Below are 22,373 nucleotides of genomic sequence, written 5' to 3' on the forward strand. Positions count from 1 at the left end.
CCAGACCAGACCGACCAGAAAGCCCGACAGCAAAACAAACAGCTCGGCCGCGTCAAAGACAACGAAATTGGTCAGCGTAACCTGTCGCAATGCCGAAATCGGCATATGGTCAAGCATGATACAGACCAGCGCGTAGCCGCGCAGCATATCAAGGGCAGCAATTCTTTTCATGCCGGCAGCCGGACCCAAGCCTCGATCAGCTGGGGCTCCTCGATCAGGGCCATCTTTTCGTCCTGATCCAAAAAGCTAAGCGCCTCGGATTGGCTTTGTGCCGCAGCGATTTTGGCACCTGCCGAAATCGCGCTTAACCGTTCGGCCACTGGCCGCGCGTTTTCATGGCGCGGCTGCAATTGCCGATGACGGAGCAAGGCCTCGGGGTCGCGCGCAATATCGGCGAGCTTGCCACTTTGAGGACCGATACGATGGGTCAAAGTATTGGCAGCGGTCAAAATTTCGGGGGGCATACGCTCTTCGGGGGTGACAAGCAGCCCCTGACGGCGCGCCCAACGTCCAAAAACCGGGCTGGCCGACCACCGCGAGGTCAGAGGTGACAAAATCAACCCTGCAAGGATTGGTGACAGCCAGATCAGTTGACCGGGCGACAGATAGGCCAAGACCAAAAGCGTGCCAAAGCCGGTGATGACATGCAGGGCGTGGCGACGCAAAACCACCGACCAGGGCGGGGTTTGTCCGGCGCGGACCTGCGCCTCCCAACCACTGTCGCGGCCTTGCAGAATTTCCAGAATCTGGCGGGTCTGGATCAGCATCTGGACCGGAGCAATCAGCGCAGACAACACAATCTCAAACAGCGCCGAGGCAAAAACCCGCGCCTTGCCGCCAGAATTTTGCGCCAAGGGCCGCGCCCATGCCCGCAAGATTGCCAGAAATTTCGGCACCAGCAAAAACGCCATGGCAATCACGAAAAGCCACAGCATCCGTACGGGGTCAAAGACCGGCCATTCCGGAAAAAGCTGATAGGTCGAGGGAAAGTAATCGGGGCGCGACAACAGCACGTTGGCAGAAAGCGCCAGCCCAACCAGGATCATCGCCAGCCAGATCGGCGACATGACAAAGCCCAGCACGCCGATCAGAAAATGAATGCGGCTGATCATCGAGAAACCGCGCGCCCCAATCAGGCGCAAATGCTGCAGATTGCCCTGGGCCCAACGCCGCTCGCGCACGGCCATGTCCAACAGGGTCGGCGGCGTTCCCTCGTAGCTTTGGCGCAGATCGTAATCCAGCCGCACCTTCCACCCGGCACGACGCAAAAGCGCGGCCTCGACAAAGTCATGGCTCAGGATCGCGCCGCCAAAGGGTGGCTTGCCCGGAAGGCTGGGCAGACCGCAACATGCGGCAAAGGCGCTGACGCGGATGATGGCGTTATGGCCCCAGAAATTGCCGCTGTCGCCTGACCAAGCGGCCACGCCCCGCGCCACGGCAGGGCCGTAAACCCGACCCGCGAATTGCGTCAGCCGGGCAAAAATGGTCTGGCCGCCGACAAGCATCGGCATGGTCTGGATCAAACCGACGCTGGGATCGCCGTTCATACGCGCCGACAGCGCCTTGATCGTATCCCCACCCACGACGCTATCGGCGTCCAGCACCACCATTTGATCGTAGCGCGCGCCCCAGCGGCGCACGAAATCGGCGACGTTACCCGCTTTGCGCCCCTCGTTGGAATGGCGGCGACGATACCACACCGGCACCGGAGAGATCTCGCGCAGAAGGCTGATCGCCTGAATTTCCTCCAAGGCGGATTGCGGCTTGCGGCTGTCCGAGATCACGAAAATCTCGGCACGATCAGCCAGGCCAACGCGGGCCAGATCGCGCGCAAGTGCCGCCAAAAGCCCCGCCGTTTCCGAAGCATCCTCGTGATAGACAGGCATGACGACCGCAATTTTCGCGTCATTCGGCCCCTCGGGCGTCTTCAGCCCAGGTGCCAGAAAGCCCGCAAGGAACGAGCAAAACGAAAAGCCCACCCAGCCGAATGTCACCACGAAAAGAACAAGCAAAATAGCCTGCAAAGCCGTGATATTGTCCCCAAAAACCAGCAGCATTTCCTTGCAGCCCGCAATGGCTATGGCCAGCGTGCCGCCAAAGGCCAGCAAGCGCGCCAGAAGCGTGCGCAGGCCGGGAAATTCCCAGCGAGGGCCCTGCGGTGGATTGGCGTGGAAATCCTGCACCGGCATCGCCAACGGAGCCTCTGGCGGGGTTGGCGGCAGCGCAGCCCCTTGCAAGGGCGCAAACACCGCATCTGCCTCGGGGCCTACCAGTCGGATTTCAGACATATCGCCCGAGCTGCTCAGTTGGCTTTTCTTCAATGTCGTTACCCACGCGCCCAACGGGCAATCCAGGTTTCGCTGAGCGCCCCGTCAGGCCCGTTCAACACGGCAGACAGATCGGCGACCTTGGCGTTTTCTGGGAAATATTCGAAGGACAAACGCATCCGCCCCTGCTGCGGCATCCGGATCAGATAGTTGTGTCCGATGCGCCCCGCCGAGGCACGGATCTGAGCGGTCGGATCATCTGATCCAAAGACCGACAGATCGAAATCAACGATATAGGTCCGGGCATCGGCATTGTTGATCGCCTTGCCGGTCATCGTCTCAAGAACCCGCGAAATAGGCGCAGAATCAGGTATTTCTGCTGCGAAGGTGAGAACATAGTTGAAGTCATGACGCTGGCCTTTGACCAAAGCATCCGCGGGCTGCCAGAAGGAAACGATGTTATCGTTGAATTCGTTTTCTACCGGAATTTCGATCAGTGAGACCGAACCTTTGCCCCAGCGTCCCTGCGGCGCGATCCAAGCCGATGGCCGCAAATCATAGCGCGCCTCGGCATCTTGGAAGTCGTCAAAATTGCGGGCACGTTGCGCCAGACCAAAGCCTAGCGGATCATTGTCCATAAAGGCCGAAGCCTGCAAGGTGGGCGGCCCCGACAGCACGCGCCAAAGCCGCGTTTCGCTGCCCGTCAGCATCTGCAACCCATCGCTGTCATGAACCGAGGGGCGGTAGTCATCGATGCGTTTGCGATCGGCCGGACCGAACCAGTACATCGAGGTCAAAGGCGCAATTCCCACGGTTTTCAGATCGCGGCGCGGGAACAGCGATACCCGCGTATTGATGACGGTCTCGGCGCCCGGTGCCAAAACGAATTCAAACGCGCCGGTGATCGACTTGCTGTCAAGCAAAGCGTTAATGCGCACGGTGCGCTCTTGAGGATCGGGCTCATAGATCCAGAAGCTGCGGAAAATCGGGAACTCCTCACCCTCGGGGCTGCCGGTGCCGATGGCAAGACCGCGCGCTGAAAGCCCGTAAAGCGTGCCTCGCGCCACCGCGCGGAAATAGCTTGCCCCCTGAAAGACCGCGAATTCGTCCATCACATCGGGGCGGTTCAGCGGCGTGCGCAGACGAAAGCCCGAAAAACCCATATTCCCGGTGGTTTCCATATCGCCGCCCTCGGGGAACTGCGACGGATCAAAGTCAAACAGCTTGGGCGAGAAGGCGACCTTGGTGGCCACGCCACCCGAAACCAGATTGATCTCGACCGGCTCATAGAAAATCGCGCCGGGCGGCAACAGATCCAGCGCAAAGACCCGGCTGTCGCGCCATGGATCACGATCGCGGCGAAAACGGATGGCGCGATACTGGTCATAGTTCAGATCAGCAAAGCTGCCGGTCAGCTGCGAGACGGGCTGGCTGTATTCGCGCGAGGCGTACTCCTGCGCGACGGCAACAACGTCTTCAAAATCAAAGGGTTTCGGCGTTGGCGCGGCCTCGGGCGTCGCCGCAGGCGCGGGGTTCTCTGCCTCTTGCGCAAAGGCAAGATTGCCAAGCGCGCCAGTCGCAGCCAGCGCCGCAGCAGAGGACAACACAAAATTTCGCCGATACATCCCTCGAGTCCTCGTTAAGCAGCTGGCAAAAGCCGTGGGTTTTAGCGGATTTGGCACCCCCGGTCGTAACTCGCAAGCAGTTTTCCTACTTGGGGCAAGAGACTGCCGACCCTGAACGGCAAATCAACATAAATGTGACATTTCAAACGATATTTGGGCGCGAAGCCATGCCTCGCGCCCTAAGGTTATGTTTGATTGATTCTTTCAGCTTTGGCTAGAAAAACCTGCGTTTTCCTTGGGCTTGTTATTGCGCCGTCTCACGCACGACATCACCCTTGGGATTGATTTCGATCACAACCGGCTCTCCTTGCGGGTTTTTGCCGATCACGCTGACACGCGGCCCATCGCGAGAGATGACCCCAAGATCGGTATAGCCAGCCGCTTTTGCCGCGGCCGCGACCGCCTCATCCGAGACCGGGGCCGGGCCACGGCCGTCGCGCGGGCCTTTGTTGCCATGATGGTCGCGACCACCATGCTTGTCGCCGCGTTTGTCGCCATGCTTGCCGTCGTGTTTGCCGTCATGCTTGCCACCGTGACGGCCCTCATGGCCATCCGGACCTTTGCGGTCGTGACCGCCGGGGCGCATGTCACTGTCCTGCCCACGGCCAAAGCGCATCAGCGTGCCGTCTTGGCTAAAGCCCGCACGCAGCTTGTCGCCACCGGCATCGGTTCCGACGATCATCACGCCCTTTTCACCCGAAAAGGCGCCGGTCACGCTGTTGAACTGGCCGAAAATCTGCTGATCGCGCACGGATTGCGGGATCAGCGCATTGGCCAGGCTTTCGGGCAAAGGCTTGTTGTCATCGACAAAGGCGCCGCGCAGCGCTGCTTTATCGTCCAGCATTGCCTTGATCTTGGTGCCATCAGCCAAAGTGCCAGAGATGCGCTGACCGCGCTTGTCGGATTTCACCGAAAGATCGCTGAGATTCAGATCCTTCAACACCTGCGGCAATTCGGTTGCCACAACCGAAGGAGTGGTGGCAGAGGGCGCGGTGGCAGGTGCCGGCGTGCTTGCGGCCGGGGCCCCGGTCGTTGCTTCGGTCGTTGCTTGTGCCGAAGCGCTAAGAGGCAGGGCCAGCATTGCCGACATGGCAAAAAGGGCGACAGAACCTTTGAACATGCTGCTCATTCGTCTTTATCCTTATCTAACGGGATCGGGTTTCTTCCCGGTACGAATCACTTCTAGCCCAAGAAAGATGAACGCAAAGGCAATGGCCCGTTTGGTTTTCGTTTGGCAAAGCCCCCTTAGATCACAGCTATGACCCCTGCGCGCCTGGCCCTTGTCTGTCTTGCTATTCTGGCGCTGCTTTTGGGCGGTCTGGTGACGATGCAGCATATGCGCCCTACGCCCCCGCCCCATCCGGGTTTTCTGGCCGGACGCCCACCAATGAGCGATGGCAATGACCCGCTTTTGCCCGAGGATATGATAAGCGGCCCCAGTTTCGAGGTGATCTCGCTGACCCAGGCCGCGCAGCTGGTCGAAGAGCGCTTTAACGGCAAACTGATCGCGGCACGACTGGTCCCCCCCTTTCCCCACGAATTTGCCGAAGGGGTTGAGCTGGTCCACGAGCTGCGCTTTTTGACACCCGCCCGTCATGTGCTGACGATCCGATTGGATGCAAGAACGGGCCGGTTTCTGGAGGTGGCGGGTGCCGGGCTGGCCCAGGCGCGTAAGCAGAAAGGAGCCAAAAAATGAAATGCCTGATAGTTGAAGATGATCCTTTGCTTGGCTCACAATTGGCGCAGGCGATGCGCGATGGTGGTTTTGCCTGTGACCTTGCCCAAGATGGCATTCAGGGTGAGTTCTTGGGAGCCACAGAAAGCTATGATGTCGCGATCCTTGATCTGGGCCTTCCGGGCCTGCCCGGGATCGAGGTCTTGACGCGCTGGCGTCAGGGCGGGATCTCGACCCCCGTGCTGATCCTGACCGCGCGAGGCGATTGGACCGATAAAGTCGCGGGCTTTCGTGCAGGCGCGGATGATTACGCGGTCAAACCCTTTCGCTTGGACGAGGTCGTGATCCGGGCTCAAACCCTGGTGCGTCGCGCAGCGGGACATGCGCAGGCGGTGATCTCGGCGGGTCCGCTGCGTCTGGACAGCCAGCTTTCCGTCATCACCTTGAACGGGATGGCCCTGAAACTGACCTCGTTCGAGACCCGGATTCTGTCCTATCTGATCCACCATCAAAACCGTGTCGTCAGCCGTAGCGAGCTGTCCGAGCACCTGTATGATTCGGCTGCGGACCGCGATTACAAATCGCTGGAAGTGGTGATCGGGCGTCTAAGGCGCAAAATTCCCGAAGGGCTGATCGAAACTCGGCGCGGCGAGGGTTACGTGCTGCGCAGCGCGCCATGATGCCGTCCTTTCCCGCCGATTCGATCCGATTTCGCCTTTTGGCATTGGGCAGCGTGCTGGTGGGCGCGGCCCTAATTGCGGGCTATTTGACCATCGCCGCGATTTTGGATGATTTCATCACCGGACGTTTTGATGCCGAAACCCATGCCGTCAGCGAGGCGCTGATTGCGGGCGCCGGCATTTCAGATAGTGGGCGTCTGGTCGCCTCTCGTTTGCCTGCGGATCCACGCTTTGAAATGCCCCTTTCAGGCTGGTACTGGCAGCTTAGTCAGGACGGCACAGTGGTTGCCAAATCGGCCTCGCTTTTTGACAGTACCTTGCCCGCCATCTCTGAGGATGAGGCAAAGAATGGCCTGATCGGACCGCGCGGCGCGACTTTGCGCCTGACCCAATCCAGCTTTACCCTGCCCGACAGCGACAGCGCCCTTTCGGTCAGCGTCACCGCCCCCCAATCCGAAATTGACGCAAGCCTTGCGCAGGTCCATCGGCCGCTGGCGATTTCCTTGGCGATTTTGGGCATTGCTTTGGCGCTGGCCAGTTTGATTCAGGTCACCGCGGGCCTTCGCAGCCTTGGCAAATTGGGGCAAGACATTCGCAAAATCCGCGCCGGAGAGGCCCAGTCCCTGCCCCATCCCGCGGTCAGCGAGCTTCGACCAATATCAACCGAAATCAATAATTTATTAGAACAAAATCGAAAAGTTCTAAGCCGCAGCCGGGATTATGTCGGCAATCTTGCCCATTCGTTGAAAACCCCGCTTGCGGCCCTTGCCAATGGCCTGCCCCCCGATCATCCGGGCCAGGCGCTGATCGCGCGAATGGACCGGCAAATCGGCTGGCATCTGCGCCGCGCACGCAGCTCGGCCGGGCCGCGAATTCTGGGCCATCGCAGCCCGCTACATGCGGTCTTTGACGACATTCTGTTGGTGCTGCGCCGACCGATTCAGGATCGCGCGATCAGGTTAGAGCTACGCTGCCCAGAGGATCTTGCCTTCGCCGGAGAGCGGCAGGATCTGGAAGAGATGATCGGCAACCTGACCGAGAATGCCGTCAAATACACCCATAGCCGCATCCGAATTTCTGCCCATGCCGCCACCCCCGATCCGACAGGCGCGGCAAGTGATCTGGTGATCACGATCGAGGACGACGGGCCAGGAATGTCGCCCGAAAATCACGCGCAGGCCATCGCGCGCGGCGGCCGCCTGGACGAGCTTGGCCCGCCCGGTGCGGGCTTGGGCTTGGCGATTGTCGTCGATCTGGCGGTGCTGCATGGCGGCCATCTGGCGCTCGAGAAATCTGATCTGGGAGGGTTGAAGGCCATGCTGACTCTGCCCGCCGCGTAACAAAAGAAAATATCGCCTCCAGAAATTTTACCATTTGATAAAAAAATGGACCTGTGCCAGCCTGATTCTTGATAGCAGCCAGCCTGGGGTCCAAGCGATGTCCAATAGCCAGCTGACGCCCGGTGTTGTACCGGGCCGTCTGACCACCGAAGTCTATACTGTCAATTTCTCTGACGTAGCGCCGCCACTTGATCCACACGAGGCGCGGGTCGCAGCTGATCGATGTTATTTCTGCTATGATGCGCCCTGCATCACGGCCTGCCCAACATCGATCGATATTCCGCTGTTCATCCGCCAGATCTCGACGGGAACGCCCGATGCGGCAGCAAAAACGATCTTTTCCCAGAATATTCTGGGCGGGATGTGTGCAAGGGTCTGCCCGACCGAAAACCTTTGCGAGGGCGCCTGCGTTCGCGAAACGGCCGAGGGCAAACCCGTTCTGATCGGTGCGCTGCAACGTTTTGCAACCGATCACCTGATGGATCAGGGCGTTCACCCCTTCCGTCGCGCCAGCCCCACCGGCAAAAAAATAGCCGTTGTCGGCGCAGGCCCAGCAGGTCTGTCCGCTGCCCATCGGCTGGCCGTCAAAGGCCATGATGTCGTGCTTTTCGATGCGCGCGCAAAGGCCGGGGGCCTGAATGAATATGGCATCGCCTCTTATAAGGCGGTCGATTCTTTTGCCAGCCGCGAGGTTGACTGGCTGCTGGGAATTGGCGGCATCACGGTGAAAACCGGCATGGTTCTGGGGCGCGATATGTCCCTTGAGGATCTGCGCCGCGACTATGATGCCGTCTTCCTGGGTCTGGGGCTGCAAGGGGTGAATGCCCTGGGCGCCACGGGCGAGGATCGCGACAATATTCTTGATGCGGTCGAGTTCATCCGCGAATTGCGTCAATCCGATGATTTGGGCACCCTACCCATCGGTCGCGATATTGTCGTGATCGGCGGCGGCATGACAGCGGTGGATGCCGCAGTTCAGGCCCGCCATCTGGGCGCGCAGAACGTCACCATCGTTTATCGCCGCGAGCAATCCCGCATGGGCGCGTCGCGACATGAGCAAGAACATGCAACGGCAAGCGGGGTTCGCATCATCTGCAATGCCATGCCGATTGCCGTTCACGGTAATGGTGCGGTCCGCGAGGTCGAATTCGCCCATACCAGCAGCACCCCCTCGGGCCTCGAGGATACCGGCGCGCGCTTTCGTTTGCCCGCAGATCAACTGTTTCGCGCCATTGGCCAACGTCTGGACGGCTTTCCCGACGGGCTAGAGCTGACGCAGGGCAAAATCAGCGTATCCGCCACCGGGCGCAGCTCATTGGAAGGCGTTTGGGCGGGCGGTGATTGCGCCTCGGGCGGCGATGATCTGACCGTCACCGCTGTCGCCGAGGGCCGCGATGCGGCCGAAGACATCCACCATCAACTTATGGGGTCCGATCATGGCTGACCTTCGCAGTAATTTCGTCGGTATCAAATCCCCCAACCCGTTCTGGCTGGCCTCTGCCCCTCCGACGGATAAAGAGGTGAATGTGCGCCGCGCCTTCGAGGCCGGCTGGGGGGGCGTGGTGTGGAAAACACTGGGCCTTGCCGGGCCGCCCGTCGTCAACGTCAACGGGCCACGCTATGGCGTGGTCTATGGTGCAGACCGTCGCGTTCTGGGCATCAACAACATCGAGCTGATCACCGATCGCCCGCTCGAGGTCAACCTGCGCGAGATCAAATCGGTCAAGCGCGACTATCCCGACCGCGCGCTAATCATCAGCCTGATGGTCCCCTGCGACGAGGAAAGCTGGAAATCGATCCTAGCAGACATCGAAGATACCGGCGCCGACGGGGTCGAACTGAATTTCGGCTGCCCCCATGGCATGGCCGAACGCGGGATGGGATCTGCGGTCGGTCAGGTGCCCGAATATATCGAGATGGTCACACGCTGGGTCAAACAGTATTCGCGTATGCCCTGTATCGTGAAACTGACCCCCAATATCACCGATGTGCGCAAACCCGCCGAGGCCGCCCTGCGCGGCGGCGCGGATGCGGTCAGCTTGATCAATACGGTCAACTCCATCACCTCGGTCGATCTTGACCTTTTCGCGCCTCAGCCCACGATTGATGGCAAAGGCAGCCATGGTGGCTTCTGCGGCCCCGCCGTCAAGCCAATCGCGCTGAATATGGTCGCGGAAATCGCCCGCAATCCCGAAACGGCCCGACTGCCCATTTCCGGGATCGGTGGCGTGACAACCTGGCGCGATGCGGCAGAATTCATGGCCCTTGGCGCGGGAACGGTCCAGGTCTGTACGGCGGCAATGACCTATGGCTTCAAAGTCGTCGAAGAGATGATCAGCGGCCTTCATGACTATCTGGACGGCCACCAGATGGAGATGAGCGATCTGATCGGTCGCGCCATCCCCAATGTCACCGATTGGCGCTATCTGAACCTGAACTACACGACCAAGGCCGAGATCAATCAGGATTTGTGTATCAGCTGTGGCCGCTGTTACGCCGCCTGCGAGGACACCAGCCATCAGGCCATCGATATATCCGCAGACCGCGTCTTCACCGTGAATGATGAGGAATGCGTTGCCTGTAACCTGTGTGTCGATGTCTGCCCGGTCGAAAACTGCATCACGATGCGCGAGCTAGAGATCGGCGAGATCGACCCCCGCACCTCTCGTCCGGTCGCGCCTTACGCCAATTGGATGAGCCATCCCAACAACCCGATGGCCAAAGCAGCGGAATAAGCACTGCGACCGCCAAATTTGGCGGTCGCCCCCCTTGCCCTAAGGCTTTTCCCAAGCTAACAAATCCGCGTCGGAGGAGTGGCAGAGCGGTTTAATGCACCGGTCTTGAAAACCGACGTGGGGGGAACTCCACCGTGGGTTCGAATCCCACCTCCTCCGCCACTTACGCGCTTTCCATCAAACATGTGTGGCGCATATCTGGGCTGATTGACCCCGATTTTCCCGATAAAATTGCCCTCATCGCCCGACGACAAACGTCGGCGATCAGGCAGGGCGAGCGTCCCCCGCCCCCGGCACCAGATGCGCAATTTCAGCTTAGGAAATGACGAGATCCGTCATCCGGGTGCAGATCGGGCAAGGCCAGATAATCGCGCAGTTTTCCCACGATCTGCTCTTTCGAGCGAATAAGATGGTGGCGAAGCAATTGGGCTGCCTCATCGGCTTGGCCACGATGCAGATGGGCCAAAATCTCGAGATGCTCGTGCAGGAACTCTTCGATTGTCGGGCTGTCAGAAAGCGCGACCTGAATATATTTCCCGCAAATATAGGTCGGAGAGGTGCGAACCAAGACCTCGGGGATTTCAGGATTGGGGCAATAAGACAGCAGGTCGCTGTGCAAATCAGCCTCAAGCCCATCAAGCGCCAAGACGGTCAGCCCTGACGGATTGGCCGCCCCCGCCGTCACATCCTCCAGCATTGAGGTAATGCGATCACGCGGCAGAAGCGGCGCGGCAAGACGCAATGCCTCGGGCTCGAGCAAGATGCGCAGATCATACAGATTTTGGCACCGCTCAAGATCAAAGGCCACGACCTGCCAGGATTTTCCGGGCGGGCGCTCGACAATGCCCACCCGCAAAGCACGAAAGATCAGCTCGCGAACGGTGCTGCGCCCAATGTTGAAATGGCGTGCCATTGCCAATTCATTGATGCGCAACGGCCCCGAGATCGAGCTTGCGATCAGCGAATGCTCCAGTCGAAAGTAGAGCTCATCCAAAGCATGAGAGCTAAGCGGCGCCTCATCTTCGTCGAAGCGCAGCAGCTCTGGCGTCAGCTGTACCCGCGAGGTTGGCTCCAAGGCGCCGACAACGAACCCCTGCCCATCATGGGGAAACAGAAGTCCGTTTTCCTTCAGAATTTCAAAGGCCTGCTTGACCGGCGAGCGGCTGGAATCAAAGACAGCCGCCGCCTCGGAAACCTTGATCAAAGCACCTTTTGGCAAGTCGCCAGCCGTGATCGCCGCTGCCAAAAGATCGGCAATGCGGCGATAGGCTGGGGTCTTGTCCAAACCTGATGGCTCAGGTGATGGCGCCGATTTGCCACGGGACGAATTCGTTGTTTCCGTAATCATAGGTCTCGCTTTGTGTCCGAACGCCCGAGGCGACCGCAAGGACGGTCTCGAAAATGGCATTGCCTGCCTCTTCGATGGTCTGCCGTCCGGTTACGATCCCCCCGCAGTCAAGGTCCATGTCATCGCTCATATGCGCGTACATATTTGAATTTGTGGCAACTTTGATGGTCGGCACCGGCTTGAATCCCGAGACCGAACCACGCCCCGTCGTAAAGACCAACATATTGCAGCCGCCAGCGATCTGACCCGTTACGGCGACAGGATCGTAGCCGGGCGTGTCCATGAAAACAAAACCCGTGCGGTCAATGGGTTCTGCATATTCATAGACCGCTTCCATCGGCATGCTACCGCCTTTGGCGACCGCGCCAAGCGATTTTTCCAAAATCGTCGTCAGACCGCCAGCCTTGTTGCCATGCGAGGGGTTGTTGTTCAGCTCGGCACCGTGGCGCTGGGTGTAGCCCTCCCACCACAAGATCCGCTCCAGCAGCTTTTCAGCGACGGCGGGCGTGACCGCGCGCGATGTCAGCAGATGTTCGGCGCCGTAAATCTCGGGGGTTTCGCTTAAAACGGCGGTGCCACCATTGCGCACCAGCAGATCCGACGCATAGCCAAGCGCCGGATTGGCCGAAATGCCCGAATAGCCATCAGAGCCACCGCATTGCAGCGCCAGTTTCAGCTTGGACAGCGGCTGGGTGGTGCGCGTCAAAGGACGCAGTGATTCGGCCATGTCGCGAATCAGATCGCAGGCGATATCGATAGTCTTGCGTGTGCCACCAAGCTGCTGGATCGTCATGGTGCGCAGGAAAGGCCCCTCTTCCAGGTTGTATTTTTCCTGGATCAAAGAAATCTGGTTAACCTCACAACCCAGCCCGATCATCAGGATTCCGCCGAAATTCGGGTTGCGGGCATATCCCGACAAGGTGCGGATAAGGTATTGATAGCCTTCAGTTGATGTCCCGATTGCACAGCCCTGGCCATGGGTCAGGGCAACAACGCCATCGATATTGGGAAAATCGGCCAGACCGCCGTGGCGGTTAAAGTGGTCTGCAATGGCATGCGAGACGGTGGCCGAGCAATTCACCGAAGAAATGATCCCGATATAATTTCGGGTTCCGGCTTGCCCATCGGGACGGGCAAAGCCCTCGAAGGTGCGTCGTTCGGCCTGTGGAATAAGGTCAATCGGGCGCAGATCCGAGCAGAAATTATGACCAACATCGCTGTCTTGCATCGCCAGATTCTGCAGATGAACGTGCTCACCTGCTGCGATATCGACCGTGGCATAGCCGATTTTCTGACCATATTTCAGAATGGATTCGCCCGCCGAAATCGCGCGGATGGCCATCTTATGGCCGCTGGGAATCGTTTGACGCGCCGCAATCCCCGCGATGCCGCTGGCTTGCCCCGCTGCGATTTCTGCACGCGCGACAGCCACGTTATCTGCACTGTTTAGCAAGATCACATCTGCTGCGACTTCATCCTGATCCGTCATGGCTCCACCCTCTCGGAAATAAATTGACATTGCCTGCAAAAGTCATTTCATCTTAACGGGAGGCCTGTCAAGGCCGACAAGAATCGACCGTAGCGTGAGGAGGAGACGCGCTTGGCCTATACGTTTGACTTCAGCTTTATCCAGAATTTCTCGACCGAGATTTGGGCGGGGATACAGCTGACGATCTGGTTGACCGTTTTGACAATTCTGCCGGGTTTCGCCCTGGGCACGGCCTGTGCGATCGCACGCATGAACGGGCCGCGCTGGCTGCGCTGGATCGTGATCGGATATGTCGAGGGCATCCGTAACACGCCCTTGGTTATTCAGGTTTTCTGGCTTTTCTTCGGATTGGCCGTCCTGGGTGCAAGGATTGGGCCTTTTCCCGCTGCGGTGATTGCCCTGACCATCAACACCGGCGCCTATTCGGCCGAAATCATGCGCGCGGGCTTTCAGTCGATCCCCAAAGGGGAACTCGAGGCTGCGTCCTGTCTGGCGCTGTCGCGGTGGCAAATGTTTTGGAATATCCAGCTGCCGCAAGCCGCCGAGCGCGTCTATCCAGCACTGATCAGCCAGTTCATCCTGATGATGCTGGCAACCTCGATCATGTCTCAGATCTCGGTCGAAGAGCTGACAGGCGTGGGATATCAGATCCAGTCGATCACCTTCCGGGGCTTTGATGTCTACCTCGTGATCGCGGTGATTTACCTGATTTTGGCCACTTGCTTGCGACTGATGCTGTTCCTGATCGCGCGTGGCAGCTTCCCGCGACTGCGGCGCCTCAAAACGCCGCTTTAAGTCAGATTAAGTCCAGGGGAGGGGATGAAAATGACAGGATTAACTTTCGAGCAGTTGCTCTTTTTGCTTCAGGGAACGGGTTGGACACTGGCCTTGTCGCTGATGGGTTTTGTCGGGGGGACCGTGATTGGGCTGCCCATCGCATTGGCGCGTTCGTCGAAATCAGCGCTTCTGCGCCGCCTATCCAGCCTATATGTCCAGTTCATTCAGGGCATTCCGCTGCCCATCATCATGTTCGTGGTCTATTTCGGCGTCAGCATCTACGGCTTTGATGTCTCGGCCCTGATCGCAGCTTCGATTGCGATGACGCTGTATTCCAGCGCCTATCTGGGCGAGATCTGGAAAGGCAGCCTTCAGGCGGTCCCGCGTACCCAACACGAGGCCGCAGCCTGTCTGGCTTTGTCGCGCGGACAGCAATTCATCTATGTGATCTTGCCACAGGCGCTCAAGATCGCAGTACCGCCGACGGTCGGCTTTATGGTCCAGATCGTCAAAAACTCGTCCTATTCAGTGGTGATCGGCTTCTTTGACCTGACCTATTCGGCCAAGGTTTTGAACAATGCCACCTTCACCCCCTTCCTGATCTTTTCGATCGCTGCGGCGCTTTATTTCGCGATTTGCTTTCCGCTGTCGCTGCTTGCCGCGCGCTTTGAACGCAAACTGTCCCGGAGTGCGGCATGAGCCAGACCCTATCCACTTCCCCATCCGCCGCAGCTGCGCAGCCCTTGGTGTCCTTTGCCGGCGTGACCAAAAGCTTTGGCACATTCGAGGTTCTTCGCGGCATTGATCTGCAGGTGATGCCCGGACAGGTCGTGGCGCTGATCGGGCGCAGCGGCTCGGGGAAAAGTACGGCACTTCGCTGCATCAACGGATTAGAGCCCGTCACCAGCGGCCAGCTTCAGGTCTGCGGCTATAACCTTTCCGGCGGACATGTGCCTTTGCGGGATCTGCGCCAAGAGGTCGGAATCGTCTTTCAAAGCTACAACCTGTTTCCGCATTTGACGGTCGAACAAAACGTCACGCTGGCCCCGCGCAAGGTGAAAAAGCTTAGCCGCGATCAGGGGCGGGCATTGGCCAAAGAGGTTTTGGCGCAGGTGGGTCTGGCCGATCGCATGGACAGCTACCCCGAGCAACTGTCGGGGGGCCAACAGCAACGCGTGGCCATTGCGCGGTCTTTGGCCATGCGGCCGAAACTGATGCTGTTTGACGAGGTCACATCAGCCTTGGACCCCGAGCTGACCGGCGAGGTGCTGCGTGTCATCGGGCGTCTGGCTGCGGATGGGATGACGATGGTTCTGGTCACCCATGAGATGGCCTTTGCCAAGAACGTCGCTGATGTCGTCGTCTATATGCACGAAGGCCGGGTGTGGGAAATGGGTCCGGGCAGCATCCTAGACAACCCTCAAACAGAAGAGCTGCGCCAGTTCGTGCGCAGCGGTCTGTAACTTTAGCCATAATCAAAAGCCAATGGGAGAAGACTATGACTGTTTCGAAAACCCGCCGCCATCTGCTGGGTGCCAGCGCAGCTTTGGCTGTCGCCATGACCCTTTTCGGCGCGGCGGCCCCCGCGCAGGCAGGCGCGCTTGAGGATATCAAGGCACGCGGCGCAATCCGCATCGCCGTCGATATTGCCCATCCGCCCTATGGTATGCTTGACGACAAGGCCCAGCAAATCGGGCTGGATATCGACACGGCCAAGGCTTTGGCCACGGATCTTGGGGTCAAGCTCGAGGTTGTTCAGGTCTCGGGTGCCAACCGTGTGCCTTTCCTTCTGTCGGGCAAAACCGATCTGGTCATCGCCTCATTTTCCATCACCGAAGAGCGTAAAAAGGTCATCGCCTTTTCCTCGCCCTATGGTGTCATTCCCGTGGTCGTTCTAGGCCCGAAAGACAGCGACGTTCCTGACTTCAAGGCCCTTGATGGGCAGGCCATCGCTGTGGCGCGCGGCACCACCTCGGATATCGAACTTGACCGCGCCCAAAAGGAAACCAACGGCACCGCCAAGATTGTCCGCTATGAGGATGAGGCAACCGCCACCACCGCCATTCAGACCGGGCAGCAAGACTATCTGGCGGGCGCATTGTCCACCGCTCAGACCGTTATCAAGCAAAACCCGCAGCGCAATCTGGATATCAAGCTAGAGCTGGCCGCCTATCCGATGGCCATCGGCATGCGCCAAAACGACCCCGAGCTGGAAGCATGGGTCAATAACTGGGTCAGCGAAAACCTGAAAAATGGTCGTCTGAATACGATTTACGAATCCTATTTCGGCCAGTCGCTGCCGGCAGAGATGCTGGCACAGTAATCCCGACTTAGGGACATCAGGCCGAGCGGTCGCCTGACGCGCTCGGCTCACCTTTTGACAGAGAGAAGTTCGATGAAACTTGTTCGTTTCGGCGCTGCGGGCCATGAAAAGCCCGGCGTGATTGATGCCGCCGGTCAGATCCGTGACCTATCGGCCCATTTCGACGATCTGAATGCGGCCGCCCTTTCGGCCGAAGGGCTGGCCAAGATCGCGGCACTGGATCTTGATGCCTTGCCCGTCGTTGATGCGCATGTCCGGCTTGGGTCCTGCGTCCCGCGGCCCTCACATTTCATCGCGATCGGTCTGAACTATGTCGATCACGCGCATGAATCCAACATGCCCATCCCGACCGAGCCGATTGTTTTCAGCAAAGCGCCCTCGTCCCTGTCCGGCCCCTTTGATCAGGTCGAGATCCCAGCCGATTCCGAAAAGTCCGACTGGGAGGTCGAAATCGCCTTTGTCATCGGCAAGGCTGCATTTCAGGTCTCGCAAGAAGACGCGGCCGAGCATATCGCGGGTTACTGCATCTGCAATGACGTGTCCGAGCGCAGCTATCAGCTGGAACGCGGCGGTCAATGGCTTAAGGGCAAAAGCCTGCCGACCTTTGGTCCGGTTGGTCCTTGGCTGGTCACCCGCGACGAGATTGCCGATGTGCAAAACCTTGGGCTTTGGCTGGATGTGAACGGCGAGCGCCGCCAGACGGGCTCGACTGCTTCGATGATTTTCACCATTCCCTACCTGCTAAGCTATCTGTCGCGCTTCATGCGGCTGGAGCCGGGTGACATTATCACGACCGGAACCCCTCCGGGCGTGGGCATGGGGGCCAAGCCTCCACGCTTTTTGAAGGCAGGTGATGTGATGCGCCTTGGGATTGATGGCTTGGGGGAACAGCGCCAGACCGTCGCCCATTTCTAAATTCGTTCGGGCCTTGGAAGGCGACACCAGCACGCCAAGGCCCGGCTTTCCCTTGAGGCCCGCTCCGCCAGTGCATCCCGCTTACCCACCCCGATGCTTGCCCTTGCATGCCGCCCATTGCGAAAATGGCCGGTTTTCTGGCACGCTTGCCAAAACATCGGCGTTCTTGGGGGAAAGATGCAAGCTTGCGCGGGGGGATGTCTGTGCGGTGCGCTGCGGATCGAAACGGTCGGAAGGCCGCTTCGCGTCGGGATTTGTCACTGCCTAGACTGTCGCAAGCATCACGGCGCGCTCTTTCATGCCTCGGCGATCTTCCCGCAAGAAGCCGTCACGATCAGCGGTGCCTTTGCGCAATATCAGGGCCGCCATTTTTGCCCAGAATGTGGATCATCGGTATTTTCACAAAGCGGGCATGAGATCGAGGTGCATCTGGGCGCATTCGATGCACCCGATCAATTCCGTCCCAGTTACGAACTTTGGACGATCCGGCGTGAAAGCGGGCTGCCGCCCTTTGCCCTTGCCCACCATTATGCGCGCGACCGCACCGATGTGATCCCAGATACAGCCCCCTAATCGCCCCCACCCTATGGCGCGACGCCGTGTGCCGAACCTAGATCCGCCCGGGCAGCCATTCATAAATGGTGTCGACCCCATCGCTCGAGACAAAGCGAAAGCCGCAAAGCCTGTAAAAATCATTGGCGCTGCTGCCGTTCAGTGCCATCAGCCTTAGCGGCAGATGACAAGCTTTTGCCTCGCGCTTCACGCCCTCGACCACAAGGCGCCCGACCCCTTTTCTCTGGAAATCCGGGGCTATGTAAAAATGGTCCAGATAGAGGTGGTCTGCATATCTGCTCAGCACGTAAAATCCGATGATGATTTCCCCAAGGTAGATGATCTGGGTATCATCAGGGGTGAAGCTCGTCAGAAAGCGTGCCTTGGCCCGGATCGGGTCAAACCGCCCAACCGCCTCAAGGCTTGGGCGCATCGCCATCACGCGGATCAGGGCCAACTGATCGGCATCGGATGACTGGGCTCTTTGGGTGCGAAACTCGGGGATGCTCAACACGGTCTCTTTTAGGCATGACCTTTGACCCAAGGAAAGCGCAGAGCCAATCCGATCACAAGCCCGACCTGACCAGCCCTGCCCTTAGGGAAAAGGCTGGAAGCAAAGGGACACCAGCCCTGCCGATGCCAGCTGAACTGGTGACAACCAAACTGGTGCTGGCTGAACTGGTGCCCATTCGTCAATGAATGCCGTTGGCGCGCTGCAATTCGCGCAGATAGGCGATGATCATGGCCAGCTCGCTATCGCTTAGCGCTTGTTCAATGGGCGGCATGTCACCGAATTTCCAGTGGTGCGCCCGCACGCCATTGCGCGCGGCCATGACAAAGGCCAGATCGCCGTGATGCGAGGGCTCATAGATGCGGTGGATCAGCGGCGGCGCAACGCCATCCTGTCCCCCCGCATTCGCCCCGTGGCAAGATGCACAGGTGGCATTGAAATAGCCCTCGCCCAGCCGGGCCTGATCCGAAAGGTTTTCAGGAACCGTGACCTGAACCATTGCCGCTTTGCCCGCATCAAGACCCAGCGGGGATGATGTGGTGTCCGCAGTTGCTTGATTTTGCATCCACGACCACCCCGCCGCAGCGGCAATGGTGATGGCCACAGCACCAATCAGGCGTCTGTACATGGTAAATTCTCCTGTTTCGAAACGCTGAGAGACAGCGTTGTTGCGCTGCTGCGCTCTGGGATCCTCGCCCTGAACCGCTGCGCGCTGATGGATGTGATTTTCTGCCCCACGGGGGCCTTGGACCTGCTTTTTTTGGAGGGGCTTCTTCAGCTCTCGGACCACGCCCTGCCCACGGCATTGGCGCAAGGGATCAGCGTCAGCCCAAATGGGCGCGCGATGGCGCGGCCCGGCTTGGGGCGATGGCCTTGGCACAACGGGCGCTACCGCCCGATGCCAAAACCTCACCGCGTGATCCAAACTGTGCGAAGCCCTGGATCAGCTTGATCTTGGGGGGCGCTCATCCGCGTCACTGCCCCGCCCGATCAAAGGGCAAGGCGCAGGGATGATATGGGCCTTGCCCCCAAGTTGCGCCGGACAAGGTGCCAAGGTTTCGGGCAAGATCGCGGCCCCAGCAAGGCAGGCGATCATACAGGCATCTGACATTCCATCATGCGAAGATGCGCAGTGATCGCTTGACGCCATGTCGGGTTGCGCCGTCATTTGCCCGGTCAGACAGGGCATCAGATCGACATCCCCCCCTTGCGACAGCGCAGCGCGGGGAAGGAGTGCGAACAGCGATAGAGCAATCACCATGATCAGGGACAAAAGGCAGCGCGTCATAAAGGCAGTCAAGTCCCTGATCTCAGCCCCAAAAGCCTAGGTTCAATTCGCTTGCTGATCAAGCCGCCTTGCCGATCTTGCCACGACTTTGCGCGCCACGCCACGCCCAAAGCATTAGGGAGCTGGCCGGATAAGCGCAGCATCGGCCTGACGTGCGGCCCTGATCGGCCCGTCCGATGTGCAGGCGGCACGCGGCGGCATCTTGGCTTTGCCGCAGTCAAAGCTTGCGCGAAGTGATCCAACGCGTCACTTTCCCTTGGCCGCGCCGATCTGGTCAAGAAGATCGGCGCTGGGAACAAAGAACAAAGCGCCAGTCACCGCACGGCTGACATCCAGGATGCGGTCATAATTCCCCGCAGGCTTACCCAGAAACATATTGTCGAGCATGGTCTCGATCCGGCCAGGCTCTCGGGCGTAACCGATAAAATAGGTCCCGAATTCCCCCTCGGCGGCGCTGCCAAAGGGCATGTTGTCACGCAAAATCTCGATGGCATTGCCATCATCATCGGTCAGGCTGGTCAGGACATTATGTGCGTAGGTGACCTTTTTATCATCGGGGATTTCAACATCCGACAATTTGTGTCGACCGATCACCTTGCTTTGGGCCTCGACGGTCATCGCCTCCCATTTGCCAAGATCATGCAGATATTTCTGGGTGATGACATAGCTTCCACCCGCAAAGTCCGGATCCTCATCGCCGATGAATACCGCCGCCCCGCGCGCCGCGCCATTGGGGTTTTCGGTGCCGTCCACAAATCCCAACAGATCGCGATTGTCGAAAAACTTAAAGCCGACCGTCTCGTCGATGACATCAACCGCGCCCGCCAATCGCGACATGATGATGCTAAGCAAAGCAAAGCAGAAATCGGGACGCGATGCGCGAATATGCAGGAAAAAATCACCATCCGTTGCGGGTGCATGATGAACGCCTGAAATCTCGCGGAAAGGATGCAGCCCCGCCGGGGTGGCCTTCATCCCAAGACGTGGCCATAAGCTGGCGCCAATGCCAAGATTGCAGCTTAGATCCGCGGCCGCGCTGCGAAACCCTACCGAGCGGATCAAGCCTGGCAAATCCGCGCATAGATCACGAAAGCACTGCAAATCCTGCGACTTTGGACCCAGATTCAGGGTCACGAATGTCGCATTGCTGCTAAGTGGGGCGTCGATCGCTTGCTCGCTTGGCTCTGGCATCTACCTTGCTCCTTGGTCCGGTCCCGAAATGGCAGAAGGCCTGCTTGGCCCAATCGATGCGCAGCCAGCTTGACCGCTTTAGCCCGCCCTACCTGTGATCACGGGGGTGGCGGAAAGCGAGCTTGCCAAGGAGCGGAACCGCGCCTCGGCGACCTCGTCCAAAAGCGAGCGGCCAAGCTTGGTCAAAGTCAGCTCAAGCACGCCCTCATCCTTGGCGTAACGCAGCTGTCCCGCCTCACTGGGATCGCGCACCGAGAACATCGCACCAAAGCGCATGGCCTTACCCAGAATTTCAGCCTGCCGCAGTTCGTCATCGTTCAACAGCGCGAAAAGCGGCGCCATCGGCGATCCGGCACGGCTGTTTTTATAGCGGTGCAGCAACGCCAGCCCCAGAAAAACCCGCTCGGGATGGGACAGTGCCGCCATATTGGCCCGCGTCACATTGTCAAAGCAGGCATCGGCACGGTAGTCGGGATGGGCGCGCCAAGCCGTATCATGCAAAAGGCAGGCTGCGCGAAACAGCCGGTCATATTCCGGGGTGCAATCCGGAAACAGCGGTTGCAGAAAGTGATACAGCTTTTTGCCAAACCCCGGCATTCGCGCCATTTGCCGTTCGGTAAAACGCGCCGCCTCGATCAGCGGGTCACGCTTGCGCAGGCTTTCGGGCATCTGCTCGTAAAGCAGGCCCTCGCGGATGCCATAGGATGAAATGGCCAAGGATTTGGGCGCGAAACTGAGAACCAATTGACGCAAAACCTGACTGGCCAATGGGATCAGATCGATCCGGCTCGAAGAAATCCCTGTGCGGGACTTCAGATCCTGAAGGTCGTTTTCAGCGATCCATTTGACTGTTTCAATCGCATCCTCGGGGGTCATGCGATATTCATGCAAAACCGTCATCGGATAGGATCGACGTTCCATATCCAGACGCGCAATCGCCCGCCACGACCCACCAACCAGATAGATTTGCTGGTGATCTGAGCCCATTTTGGTCACCAGACCGTCCATCACTTCTTTGATGTGGCGCCGCAAGCCGGCCTTGCCACCCTCGATCTGTTGCAACCGGAACGGCCCCAAGGGCGAGGTTTCGCGCCGACCGATTTCACCATCCGCGACATGGGCAAGCTCCATCGAGCTGCCGCCGATATCACAAACAAGGCCACGGGCATCAGGCCAGCCCAGCAAGACACCCTGCGCGGAAAGACGGGCTTCTTCCTCGCCTTCGATCACCAAAAGGCGCAGACCGGTCTTGGCCTCTACCTCTTTGCGAAAGGCGGGGCCGTCGCGTGCCTCGCGTACCGCGGCGGTGGCGACGCAGGTCAGGGGTTTGATCCCCATACCATCCGCCAGAACTGAAAATCGCTTGAGCGCCGCCATCGCGCGTTCGACCCCGCGAGGGTTCAGCTGACCGCTGGTCACAAGCCCCTGCCCCAGACCAGCCATGACCTTTTCGTTATAGAAATAGGCCGGGCTGCGCGCTGCGCCGTCAAAAACCACCATCCGGATCGAGTTCGAGCCGACATCGACCACCCCGACCCGACTTAAGGCGCGCTCTGAGGCGCGGTCGAAAAGCGACCGGCCAAAGGGATCAATCGTCTCACCGCTTGTGGTTACAACGCCGCTCATCGTCTACCCCTTGATTCGCTGCTTTCAACGC

Annotated in this window: 22 protein-coding genes and 1 tRNA gene; 12 read left to right on the top strand and 11 right to left on the bottom strand. The window is 59.1% G+C overall.

Going from position 1 to position 22,373, the window contains the following annotated elements; all coding sequences use genetic code 11:
• From opgC to RTS12_RS03445, 4 genes are all read right to left on the bottom strand, one after another.
• Window positions 1–171 (bottom strand): OpgC domain-containing protein (opgC, locus tag RTS12_RS03430; protein ID WP_312525633.1); only part of this gene is annotated, 171 nt, incomplete at its 3' end.
• Window positions 168–2,321, bottom strand: coding sequence for a glucans biosynthesis glucosyltransferase MdoH (gene mdoH / locus RTS12_RS03435; RefSeq protein ID WP_312525509.1), 2,154 nt, complete (start codon window positions 2,319–2,321; stop codon window positions 168–170). The genes opgC and mdoH, both read right to left, overlap by 4 nt.
• Before the next feature lie 5 nt (window positions 2,322–2,326).
• Complete coding sequence (locus RTS12_RS03440; protein WP_312525511.1) at window positions 2,327–3,892, bottom strand: glucan biosynthesis protein; 1,566 nt, start codon at window positions 3,890–3,892, stop codon at window positions 2,327–2,329.
• A 244-nt stretch (window positions 3,893–4,136) separates the two neighbouring features.
• Complete coding sequence (locus RTS12_RS03445) at window positions 4,137–5,021, bottom strand: hypothetical protein (RefSeq protein ID WP_312525513.1); 885 nt, start codon at window positions 5,019–5,021, stop codon at window positions 4,137–4,139.
• Between the two features lie 129 nt (window positions 5,022–5,150).
• Here RTS12_RS03445 and RTS12_RS03450 point away from each other — a divergent pair, with 129 nt between their 5' ends.
• From RTS12_RS03450 to RTS12_RS03475, 6 genes are all read left to right on the top strand, one after another.
• Window positions 5,151–5,588, top strand: coding sequence for a hypothetical protein (locus RTS12_RS03450; RefSeq protein WP_312525515.1), 438 nt, complete (start codon window positions 5,151–5,153; stop codon window positions 5,586–5,588).
• Window positions 5,585–6,247, top strand: coding sequence for a response regulator transcription factor (locus tag RTS12_RS03455; RefSeq protein WP_312525518.1), 663 nt, complete (start codon window positions 5,585–5,587; stop codon window positions 6,245–6,247). Before RTS12_RS03450 ends, RTS12_RS03455 begins: the two co-directional genes overlap by 4 nt.
• Complete coding sequence (locus RTS12_RS03460) at window positions 6,244–7,587, top strand: HAMP domain-containing sensor histidine kinase (protein WP_312525519.1); 1,344 nt, start codon at window positions 6,244–6,246, stop codon at window positions 7,585–7,587. Before RTS12_RS03455 ends, RTS12_RS03460 begins: the two co-directional genes overlap by 4 nt.
• A gap of 97 nt (window positions 7,588–7,684) precedes the next feature.
• The gene (locus RTS12_RS03465; RefSeq protein WP_312525521.1) at window positions 7,685–9,031 is read left to right on the top strand and encodes an NAD(P)-dependent oxidoreductase; all 1,347 of its coding nucleotides are present in this window, start codon (window positions 7,685–7,687) and stop codon (window positions 9,029–9,031) included.
• Window positions 9,024–10,322 (top strand): NAD-dependent dihydropyrimidine dehydrogenase subunit PreA, encoded by a 1,299-nt coding sequence (gene preA / locus RTS12_RS03470; protein WP_312525523.1) that lies wholly within the window; start codon window positions 9,024–9,026, stop codon window positions 10,320–10,322. The genes RTS12_RS03465 and preA overlap by 8 nt, the downstream gene beginning before the upstream one ends.
• A gap of 72 nt (window positions 10,323–10,394) precedes the next feature.
• A tRNA-Ser gene (locus RTS12_RS03475) sits at window positions 10,395–10,484 on the top strand.
• Window positions 10,485–10,632: 148 nt separating this feature from the next.
• On the opposite strand, the gene RTS12_RS03480 is transcribed toward RTS12_RS03475, so the two are convergent.
• Together RTS12_RS03480 and RTS12_RS03485 are read right to left on the bottom strand one after the other, a co-directional pair.
• Entirely contained in the window at window positions 10,633–11,607 is a 975-nt protein-coding gene (locus tag RTS12_RS03480) for a GntR family transcriptional regulator (RefSeq protein WP_312525525.1), read from the bottom strand.
• A gap of 10 nt (window positions 11,608–11,617) precedes the next feature.
• Complete coding sequence (locus RTS12_RS03485) at window positions 11,618–13,159, bottom strand: altronate dehydratase family protein (protein WP_312525527.1); 1,542 nt, start codon at window positions 13,157–13,159, stop codon at window positions 11,618–11,620.
• Window positions 13,160–13,270: 111 nt separating this feature from the next.
• Here RTS12_RS03485 and RTS12_RS03490 point away from each other — a divergent pair, with 111 nt between their 5' ends.
• From RTS12_RS03490 to RTS12_RS03515, 6 genes are all read left to right on the top strand, one after another.
• A complete protein-coding gene (locus tag RTS12_RS03490; protein ID WP_312525529.1) occupies window positions 13,271–13,954 on the top strand; it encodes an amino acid ABC transporter permease in 684 nt (227 codons plus the stop codon).
• Window positions 13,955–13,984: 30 nt separating this feature from the next.
• Window positions 13,985–14,635 (top strand): amino acid ABC transporter permease, encoded by a 651-nt coding sequence (locus RTS12_RS03495; RefSeq protein ID WP_312525531.1) that lies wholly within the window; start codon window positions 13,985–13,987, stop codon window positions 14,633–14,635.
• Between the two features lie 44 nt (window positions 14,636–14,679).
• The gene (locus RTS12_RS03500; RefSeq protein WP_409455662.1) at window positions 14,680–15,399 is read left to right on the top strand and encodes an amino acid ABC transporter ATP-binding protein; all 720 of its coding nucleotides are present in this window, start codon (window positions 14,680–14,682) and stop codon (window positions 15,397–15,399) included.
• Window positions 15,400–15,434: 35 nt separating this feature from the next.
• Window positions 15,435–16,259 (top strand): transporter substrate-binding domain-containing protein, encoded by an 825-nt coding sequence (locus RTS12_RS03505; RefSeq protein ID WP_312525535.1) that lies wholly within the window; start codon window positions 15,435–15,437, stop codon window positions 16,257–16,259.
• A gap of 72 nt (window positions 16,260–16,331) precedes the next feature.
• Entirely contained in the window at window positions 16,332–17,174 is an 843-nt protein-coding gene (locus RTS12_RS03510) for a fumarylacetoacetate hydrolase family protein (RefSeq protein WP_312525537.1), read from the top strand.
• Window positions 17,175–17,351: 177 nt separating this feature from the next.
• Window positions 17,352–17,747, top strand: a complete 396-nt coding sequence (locus tag RTS12_RS03515) for a GFA family protein (RefSeq protein ID WP_312525539.1) — start codon at window positions 17,352–17,354, stop codon at window positions 17,745–17,747.
• Window positions 17,748–17,784: 37 nt separating this feature from the next.
• On the opposite strand, the gene RTS12_RS03520 is transcribed toward RTS12_RS03515, so the two are convergent.
• From RTS12_RS03520 to RTS12_RS03540, 5 genes are all read right to left on the bottom strand, one after another.
• Window positions 17,785–18,237, bottom strand: a complete 453-nt coding sequence (locus RTS12_RS03520; protein ID WP_312525541.1) for a GNAT family N-acetyltransferase — start codon at window positions 18,235–18,237, stop codon at window positions 17,785–17,787.
• 181 nt (window positions 18,238–18,418) lie between these two features.
• A complete protein-coding gene (locus RTS12_RS03525; protein WP_312525543.1) occupies window positions 18,419–18,865 on the bottom strand; it encodes a c-type cytochrome in 447 nt (148 codons plus the stop codon).
• 315 nt (window positions 18,866–19,180) lie between these two features.
• Window positions 19,181–19,525, bottom strand: coding sequence for a hypothetical protein (locus RTS12_RS03530; protein WP_312525545.1), 345 nt, complete (start codon window positions 19,523–19,525; stop codon window positions 19,181–19,183).
• Window positions 19,526–19,771: 246 nt separating this feature from the next.
• Window positions 19,772–20,716, bottom strand: a complete 945-nt coding sequence (locus RTS12_RS03535; protein ID WP_312525547.1) for a Dyp-type peroxidase — start codon at window positions 20,714–20,716, stop codon at window positions 19,772–19,774.
• 78 nt (window positions 20,717–20,794) lie between these two features.
• Window positions 20,795–22,342, bottom strand: coding sequence for a Ppx/GppA family phosphatase (locus tag RTS12_RS03540; protein ID WP_312525548.1), 1,548 nt, complete (start codon window positions 22,340–22,342; stop codon window positions 20,795–20,797).
• Between the last annotated feature and the right edge of the window lie 31 nt (window positions 22,343–22,373).

It is taken from the genome of Paracoccus sp. (in: a-proteobacteria), from assembly GCF_032007265.1.
Lineage (GTDB): Bacteria > Pseudomonadota > Alphaproteobacteria > Rhodobacterales > Rhodobacteraceae > Paracoccus.